Origin of the sequence: Streptomyces sp. NPDC059080 (assembly GCF_042739975.1) — a bacterium.
GTDB lineage: Bacteria > Actinomycetota > Actinomycetes > Streptomycetales > Streptomycetaceae > Streptomyces > Streptomyces benahoarensis.
In genome coordinates this window covers 6,064-14,005 of the sequence record NZ_JBHYGX010000051.1, presented here as the reverse complement: position 1 = coordinate 14,005, position 7,942 = coordinate 6,064, and the positions used below count along the sequence as shown (strand labels likewise).

At 68.5% G+C, this 7,942-nt stretch carries 5 protein-coding genes and 1 pseudogene; 2 read left to right on the top strand and 4 right to left on the bottom strand.

What is annotated here, in order from left to right; translation table 11 throughout:
* Positions 1 to 169 precede the first annotated feature (169 nt).
* The gene (locus ACFWWQ_RS26815) at positions 170 to 433 is read left to right on the top strand and encodes a hypothetical protein (protein WP_384601148.1); all 264 of its coding nucleotides are present in this window, start codon (positions 170 to 172) and stop codon (positions 431 to 433) included.
* Between the two features lie 151 nt (positions 434 to 584).
* Here ACFWWQ_RS26815 and ACFWWQ_RS26810 read toward each other — a convergent pair whose 3' ends face one another.
* The 4 genes and pseudogenes from ACFWWQ_RS26810 to ACFWWQ_RS26795 all read right to left on the bottom strand — a co-directional run bounded on the left by ACFWWQ_RS26810 (position 585) and on the right by ACFWWQ_RS26795 (position 5,644).
* The gene (locus tag ACFWWQ_RS26810; protein WP_384601146.1) at positions 585 to 2,984 is read right to left on the bottom strand and encodes an ATP-binding cassette domain-containing protein; all 2,400 of its coding nucleotides are present in this window, start codon (positions 2,982 to 2,984) and stop codon (positions 585 to 587) included.
* Between the two features lie 54 nt (positions 2,985 to 3,038).
* Entirely contained in the window at positions 3,039 to 3,452 is a 414-nt protein-coding gene (locus ACFWWQ_RS26805; RefSeq protein WP_030288615.1) for a VOC family protein, read from the bottom strand.
* Between the two features lie 378 nt (positions 3,453 to 3,830).
* A pseudogene (locus tag ACFWWQ_RS26800) lies at positions 3,831 to 3,998 on the bottom strand (helix-turn-helix transcriptional regulator); the annotation flags it as partial.
* A 1,244-nt stretch (positions 3,999 to 5,242) separates the two neighbouring features.
* A complete protein-coding gene (locus ACFWWQ_RS26795) occupies positions 5,243 to 5,644 on the bottom strand; it encodes a hypothetical protein (protein WP_384601143.1) in 402 nt (133 codons plus the stop codon).
* A 197-nt stretch (positions 5,645 to 5,841) separates the two neighbouring features.
* Between ACFWWQ_RS26795 and ACFWWQ_RS26790 the strand changes: the two genes are divergently transcribed.
* Positions 5,842 to 6,156 (top strand): hypothetical protein, encoded by a 315-nt coding sequence (locus ACFWWQ_RS26790; RefSeq protein ID WP_384601140.1) that lies wholly within the window; start codon positions 5,842 to 5,844, stop codon positions 6,154 to 6,156.
* The last annotated feature ends 1,786 nt before the right edge of the window (positions 6,157 to 7,942 follow it).

Sequence of the window (7,942 nt, the reverse complement as noted above, 5' to 3'; positions counted from 1 at the left end):
CCGCCACTTGTCCGGCGGGCGGCCGGGGCCCGGGGGGGCCACCGGGCGCGGGCCGGGGGGGCCCGGCGCGGCGGGGGGGCCGCCCGGCCCGCCGCCCGGGGCGGCGCCCCCCCCGCGAGCCGACCGCACCGCGCACGCACCGGCCAGGAAAGGGAGAAGCACCGTGTCCATGTCGGACTGGACCATCAGTAACTCCAGCGAGAACAACACGGGAAACTGGGTGTACTACGTGTGCACCGTCCTCGCGCAATTCGCCAACATCCATTTCAGTCGGCACGTCGACAATCACGCCGACGATCACATGGCGACCAACGACAATCAGTATTACTACTACGGCGTCACCGGCACCTTCAACACCGCCGCCCAGCACGCCCCGCAGGCCGTCCGCGACGCCCTCGTCCAGGCGTGGAACAACTACTTCTCGGTCCGCTGACCGCTCGCCGACGGCCGATGCCGCTGCCCCCCGGGAATCCGGCGGGCAGCGGCATCACCATGTCGGGGCGCCGCGGCCACCGCACCGCTTCACCCAGGGCGGCAACGGGACGCTTCCGGCGGGCGCGACCGGCCCCGTGGCACCGTGCCCGTCACTCCCCCACGTACGCCGCCAGATGTTCACCGGTGACGGTGGAACGCGCGGCGACCAGGTCGGCCGGCGCCCCCTCGAACACCACCCGGCCACCGTCGTGCCCCGCCCCGGGCCCCAGGTCGACGATCCAGTCCGCATGCGCCATGACCGCCTGGTGGTGCTCGATGACGATCACGGACTTGCCGGAGTCGACCAACCGGTCGAGCAGTCCGAGGAGTTGCTCGACATCCGCCAGATGCAGACCGGTCGTCGGCTCGTCCAGAACGTAGACGCCGCCCTTGTCCGCCATGTGCGTGGCGAGCTTGAGGCGCTGGCGTTCGCCGCCGGAGAGCGTGGTGAGCGGCTGGCCGAGGGTGAGATAGCCGAGGCCGACGTCGGCCAGCCGCTCAAGGATCTTGTACGCGGCGGGAGTTCGCGCCTCCCCCGCGGCGAAGAACGGCAGGGCTTCGGCGACCGGCATCGCCAGCACCTCCGCGATGTCCCGCCCGCCGAGGCGGTACTCCAGCACCGCGGCGTCGAAGCGCCTGCCCTCGCAGTCCTCGCAGGTGCTGGCGACCCCGGCCATCATCGCCAGGTCGGTGTAGATCACCCCGGCGCCGTTGCAGGTCGGGCACGCGCCCTCGGAGTTGGCACTGAAGAGCGCCGGTTTGACCCCGTTGACCTTGGCGAACGCCTTACGGATCGGATCGAGCAGGCCCGTGTACGTCGCCGGGTTGCTCCGCCGCGACCCGCGGATCGGGCTCTGGTCGACGGAGACGACGCCCAGCTCCTCGGGGATCGAACCGTGCACCAGCGAACTCTTGCCGGAGCCCGCGACGCCGGTGATCACGGTGAGCACCCCGAGCGGAAGGTCGACGTCCACGTCCCGGAGGTTGTTGGCATGCGCGCCACGGATCTCCAGCACGCCGTCCGGCTCGCGCACCGCCCCCTTGACCGCGGCGCGGTCATCGAGGTGGCGCCCGGTGACCGTGTCGCTGCCGCGCAGCCCGTCGACCGGCCCCTCGAAACAGACCGTGCCACCGCCCGTACCGGCACCGGGCCCCAGGTCGACGACGTGATCGGCGATCTCGATGACCTCCGGCTTGTGCTCGACGACCAGCACGGTGTTGCCCTTGTCGCGCAGCCGCAGCAGCAGCGCGTTCATCCGCCGGATGTCATGCGGATGCAGCCCCGCCGTCGGCTCGTCGAAAACGTACGTGACATCGGTGAGCGACGACCCGAGGTGGCGGATCATCTTGACGCGCTGCGCCTCACCGCCCGACAGCGTGCCCGCGGGCCGGTCCAGGGACAGATACCCGAGCCCGATCTCGACAAAGGAATCGAGGGTCTGCCGGAGCGCGGTGAGCAGCGGGGACACGGAGGGTTCCCGCACGCTCCGGACCCAGTCCGCCAGGTCCCGGATCTCCATCCGGCAGGCGTCCGCGATCGAGACCTCCCCGATCGTCGCGGACCGGGCGTGCGCGGCGAGCCGGGTGCCGTCGCACTCGGGGCACGGCGTGAAGGTCACCGCCCGCTCCACGAACGCCCTCACATGCGACTGCATCGCCTCCTTGTCCTTCGCGAGCATCGACTTCCGGATGCGCGGGATCAGACCCTCGTAGGTCATGTTGATCCCCGCGATCCTCATCCGCACCGGCTCGTGGTGCAGCAGATCGTGCCGTTCCTTCTCGGTGAACTTCCGGATCGGCTTGTCCGGGTCGAAGAAGCCGGACTCCGCGTAGAGGCGCGAGTTCCAGCCGCCGCCGGTGTAGCCGGGGATGGTGAACGCGCCCTCGTTGACCGACTTGGTGTCGTCGTAGAGCTGCGCCGGATCGAGGTCGGAGACCGTGCCGCGCCCCTCGCAGCCCGGGCACATCCCGCCCACCTTGTGGAAGGTGACCTTCTCCTTCTTGCCGTTCCCCACCGTGATCGCGCCTGCCGCCGACACCGACGGCACATTGAACGCGAACGCCCCGGGCGGCCCGGCATACGGCTTCCCCAACCGGCTGAAGAGGATCCGCAGCATCGCGTTGGCGTCGGTGGCGGTGCCGACCGTGGACCGCGGATCGGCGCCCATCCGCTGCTGGTCGACGCTGATCACGGTGGTCAGCCCGTCCAGCACATCGACCTCGGGCCGCGCCAGGCTGGGCATGAAGCCCTGAAGGAACGCGCTGTACGTCTCGTTGATCAGCCGCTGCGACTCCGCCGCGATCGTGTCGAACACCAGCGAACTCTTCCCCGACCCGGACACCCCGGTGAACACCGTGAGCCGCCGCTTGGGAATCTCGATGTCGACGCCCTGGAGATTGTTCACGCGCGCACCGTGCACCCGGATCATCCCGTGACTGTCGGCGATGTGCGGGGCGCGTTCCGCCTTGCCCACCCTGGTGGCGGCACCCGCCCTCGAACTCGTGCTCATGATGAGGTGTTCTCTCCCATGTCCACGTCCACGTCTCCGTCTCCGTCTCCGTCTCTACGACCGCGCCTGGGTGAAGCGCAGCATGTTCCCGGCCGGGTCCCGGAAGGCGCAGTCCCGGACGCCGTACGGCTGGTCGACCGGCTCCTGGAGCACCTCGCCGCCCGCGGCACGGATCCGCTCGAAGGTGGCGTCGCAATCGTCGGTCGCGAAGATAACCCCGCGCAGCAGCCCCTTGGCCAGCAGCTCCGCCATGGCCTGCCGGTCGGCGGGCGACGCGTTCGGATCGGCGAGCGGCGGTTCGAGGACGATGTTCACCCCCGGCTGCGACGGCGACCCGACGGTCACCCACCGCATCCCTTCGAACCCGACATCGTTCCGCACCTCCAACCCCAGCACATCCCGGTAGAAGGCGAGCGCCCGATCGTGATCGTCCACGGCGATGAAGCACTGCGAAAGCGTGATGTCCATGTGCCCGACGCTACGGTCCGACGCCCGGATCCGCTTCTCCATTCGTGACGGGTTCCTTCGGGGCCGCAGGGGCCGCGGATTACGGGGAGCGGGGGCGGGGGCGGGGGCGGGGTTCCGGGTGCCGGGGCCTTCGGGGCGGGCAGCGGGCCCGGCCGCAGCGGCTCCGGCTCCGGCATCGGCATCGGCATCGGCATCGGCATCGGCATCGGCATCGGCATCGGCATCGGCATCGGCGAATCCGGCCCTGGGGTTCCCCCTCTTCCGCACCGGCCGCGTAAATATCTTCGCCATGCACGGCGGCACCGCGGCCCCCGCCTCATGGCTACGGGCCCGGTAGGCGCTCGGGCTCTCCCCCACCAGCTCCGTGAAGCGCGAGCTGAACGACCCGAGCGACGTGCACCCGACCGCGAAACAGACCTCCGTCACCGACAGATCCCCCCGCCGCAACAGCGCCTTCGCCCGCTCGATCCGCCGCGTCATGACATACCCGTACGGCGTCTCCCCGAAGGCGGCCCGGAAACTCCGCGAGAAATGCCCCGCCGACATCAACGCCACCCGCGCCAGGGCCGGTACGTCCAGCGGCTCGGCGTACTCCCGGTCCACCAGGTCCCGCACCCGCCGCAGCCGCACGAGCTCATCCAACGTCATGGATCCAGAGTGGCACGGGGCACTGACAACCGACCGGGACCGGAACGGCACAGGCCAAGCCGGGCCGGGCGCGCACTCATTCCCGGCATGGCGGCGCGACGGGCAGCTGCTCGCTGTGCAGCCAGGTGAAAGTGCGGTCGGGTTCGAGACGGGCATCCCCCCGCACGGATTCGCCCAGCGCCCGCGCCGCATCCGCCAGGTGGCCGCAGCGAAGGGCCACCGCGTCGGCGCCCCCTCACCCCGATCGCGTACGGCGACACCGTGCACGCCGCCTGGCGCACCGTGCACGCCGCCCTCACCGAGGCACAACAAGGGATTCATGGCCCGGCCGGGGGCCTCCGCATCGACGGGCTGACGGGCTGACGGGCTCCGTCCACGCCTCGTCCACACGGGCTGCGTCCACGCTCACAGCGCCGAGCGCGTCCAACAGCCGAGGAGAGGCACGGACTTCTCCGGAACCCCTCCCGCACCACGGAGGGCAGGAATCCATGACCGAACCCTGCGGCCGAACGGCACGGTCCGCCACGGGAGTTCTCACGCCGTAGGGCTGCCTCCCAGGCTTCGCCATCGAGGCAACGACGAAGAAGGTCCCCTCCTCAAGCGAGGAGGGGACCTTCTTCATCCAGAGCGCCCGGCAGGCCTTGCACCTGCATCTCCCACCGGTTGGTGGGCATCTTTCCTTGGACCACAGACGCAACGCTCCACCCGCCGTTCCCGGGGGCGAAGTTGCACCATGATCATATCGGATCCGCGGACCGTGACCGCCGCCCGGCACCAACCGACGACTCGTCCGTGAAGCCCTGGAGCCGGCTTCAGCAGTTACTCCGAACGGCTGGCCAGCCATCTCAGAGAGTTCTACGGCCAGTTGGCCCCTACCGAGGAGAGCCCGTCACCGCCGCCTTGAGGCGCGTCTCATCCGGCGCCCGTCCGGCCGTTGGACGTCCACCCAGCACAGGTTCACCCCAGGATTCGTGTGGATCTGCCGCTCGCCATGGGCCTTCCACTGCATGAACGCCGCCCCTCTCGCCTGGTGCCCCCAACACCTCGGACGGCACCACGTCAGCCGTCGTGTCTCCGGGCCACAAGCTCAGGGCATGGGAGCTTCGAGGCCAACCGCTACGGGCAGGCAGGCGACGTGTTCGTCATTTCCCCTTGACCCGATGGGTATCCTCTTGCGAACTCCGAGCGCCGCGACTTGAGAGGTCAGATTCCTTGTGGTGGGCTCCCGGGGGGTTGCGCCGTTCCAAGGTCTTCATGATTTCCTTGGCAAGGTTCTCCGCTAGCGCCGGGGCAAGCGCGTCGGCCAGCGCGGTGGCCAGGGCCTGCGCAAACAGGATTTTCTCAAGCTCTGACATGCCGGAGGGTGCCTGGCGCGACAGCGAGGCTGCTGCCGATTCGAGCAGGCTCGCTGTCAGAGGATCTTTGCCATATTTCCCCGCACCTTTGTGCGAGGCTCCGACCTCCCGCATCATTTCTTCGAAGGCTTCATCGACAAAGGACTGCAGCGGATCCCTTTCCGCCTCGCCACCGGGTTCATCTGCCATTTTTTCTCCTCGTGTTGATGGGGCTTCGCATAGGCCCCGCCCTTCAGCCGTTGCCCGACGCAATAACTGAAGGGCAGGACCTTTGCACAGCTTGACACCACGTCACACGTCTCCGCGCTCACGACGCAGTCGGGAAGCGGGCAAGGTGGGCCTGGCTTCGTTTCTCAGCGGCGCATGAGGGCGGCGAGCAGGAGGGGGTGCTCGATCATGCTCCCCCCACCCTCTTCGCGACGACCGCGCATGAGGGCGGCGAGCAGAAGCGGGTGCTCCATCAGGCTCTCCCCACCCCCCTCGCGACGACCGCGCGCCAGAGCGGCGAGCAGAAGCGGGTGCTCGATCATGCTCCCCCCACCCTCTTCGCGACGACCGCGCATGAGAGCGGCGAGCAGAAGCGGGTGCTCCATCAGGCTCTCCCCACCCCCCTCGCGACGACGGCGCGCCAGAGCGGCGAGCAGAAGCGGGTGCTCGATCATGCTCTCCCCACCCTCCTCGCCGTGCTCCCCTCGCCGTGAGAGCAAGGCGGCCAGGAGAACAGGGCTGATGCCGGTTTCCTCGCCTACCTCTTCTTGCTGTTCGCTCGTGGAACTTTGCGTAGCCGATGTCATTCCTTTTCCTTTCGAGGTGCATAGACGCTCTGGAAGCGAGAGTTCTCAGCCGCAGCTGATTCCACCCTCGCCCACGTCATCGTCACCCGTGACAGCGCTCCTCGCACCTTCGAATTTCCTTTGACGCTCAAACAGCAGCCCAAGTTCGTACGATCCAGTGATCGGGTAAACCCGAGTGGCGGAGTACCAGTTGCGCGACGCGCTTCCCACGCTTAAGGCGGCATGCATGCCTCTCAACCAACAGAAGTGTCACGGCTGGCGCTCACCCGTGGCAGGACGCAGGGCCGGACCAGGACTCCGAAGGAGGCTGTGCATCACCCAACCGCGACGCTGCCGCCACCGCGTTACTGCGCTCTCACAGTCCGGATATGTGCGGTCGAGGCTCCCATACCGAACGGAAGTCAATCGCCAACACGTGGGCGAGTTGAGGATTTTCCACTTACCGGCGCCACATTTAAAGGTGTGCGAAACTTTGCTATAAAGTGTTCAAAGGATGCAGCGGAAGCGCCCTTGCGGATCTCGAACTCCATCGCGCCCCTTGAACTGGGGTGTTGCAACGCCTCCTGGAACCCGAGGTCGTCCCCGGTCAGGGGCCTTCCGCCCGCGGAGGCTGTGGGATTTGAACCCACGGCGAGGGATCACCTCACGACAGTTTTCAAGGCCGGTGGGCTTCCCGGAGCAAAAGACTCTCTGTCCTGGGGCGGAACCTCAGTGGGAAGCCCGTGTCTTCCCGCTTTGGCCGCAGGTTGACCGCACGTCCCTTGCACTCAGCCCGGTTGCTCCTTCGTCTGGTTGCCTTGACCGCCACGCGTCACAGGACATGTCGTGAGCGCAGGGCCTCCGCCACCTCGCCTCCGATGGGCTTGTGGGCCCCGTCCTTCCGGAACGTGAGCGGAAGCGGCGCAGCATGAGGGGACGGCCGGCGGGATGCGCGGCGCCTCAGCATCCGCTCCCGAGCACGCCGGCATCGACCCCGCGCATCCATCGCCCCGCAGCAATGAGCGAACCCTGCGGGGGGGGGCGTGGGCCGTCGCCACGACAGCCGCATGAGCCGATCCGGCCAGATAGGCAATTCCGCGGCTGTCTCCGCGGACTCGGCACCGGCGAGACAAGACGGGCTCCGGGAACTTGGCTTGGTTGTTGCCTCATATCACCGAGGCCAGAAGTTAAGGTGACCTGCTTCGCTGAGGAGGATCTTGCGAGATCGATACCTGGTGATGCCGGAGAGGGACGGAAACATGATGTGAGGAGATAGCGATGAGTGACCACGTTGATCCACGGTTGGCCTACACCGTGGGCCCCGGCCCTTCGCCCACTCCTGTTCCTGACCCGGCGCCACCTTCGCCAGGGGCTTCGCCGAGCCCTGAGCCGTCGCCGTCCCCGGGGCCGAAGCCGCAGCCAACGGCTCCGTGGGGCAAGGGGTCCGATGTGGAGGTCGACCCCTCCTTCCTGCGTGGCAGGGCTGACTCCTGTGACGTCGCAGTCGAGTTGATCCGCATGACTTGATGACCTGGCGGTCATCTTAAGGTCTCGGCTTCGCGGGCCCCCGTGCGTGGCCAAATCGCTGCGGCATCAGGGCTGCGGACAGCCCGGAACGCACGGAAGCGCCCGCGCGGGCGCGCGCGGTGCGGGGCCCGGGGGGGGGGGGGGGCGTCGGGTGGGTGGGGGGGGGGGGCGCGGGCGGGGGCTGTGG

Coding starts and splice junctions, on each gene's coding strand:
- ACFWWQ_RS26815 (WP_384601148.1), top strand. CDS start 170: ATGTCGGACTGGACCATCAGTAACTCCAGCGAGAACAACACGGGAAAC.
- ACFWWQ_RS26810 (WP_384601146.1), bottom strand. CDS start 2,984: ATGAGCACGAGTTCGAGGGCGGGTGCCGCCACCAGGGTGGGCAAGGCG.
- ACFWWQ_RS26805 (WP_030288615.1), bottom strand. CDS start 3,452: ATGGACATCACGCTTTCGCAGTGCTTCATCGCCGTGGACGATCACGAT.
- ACFWWQ_RS26795 (WP_384601143.1), bottom strand. CDS start 5,644: ATGGCAGATGAACCCGGTGGCGAGGCGGAAAGGGATCCGCTGCAGTCC.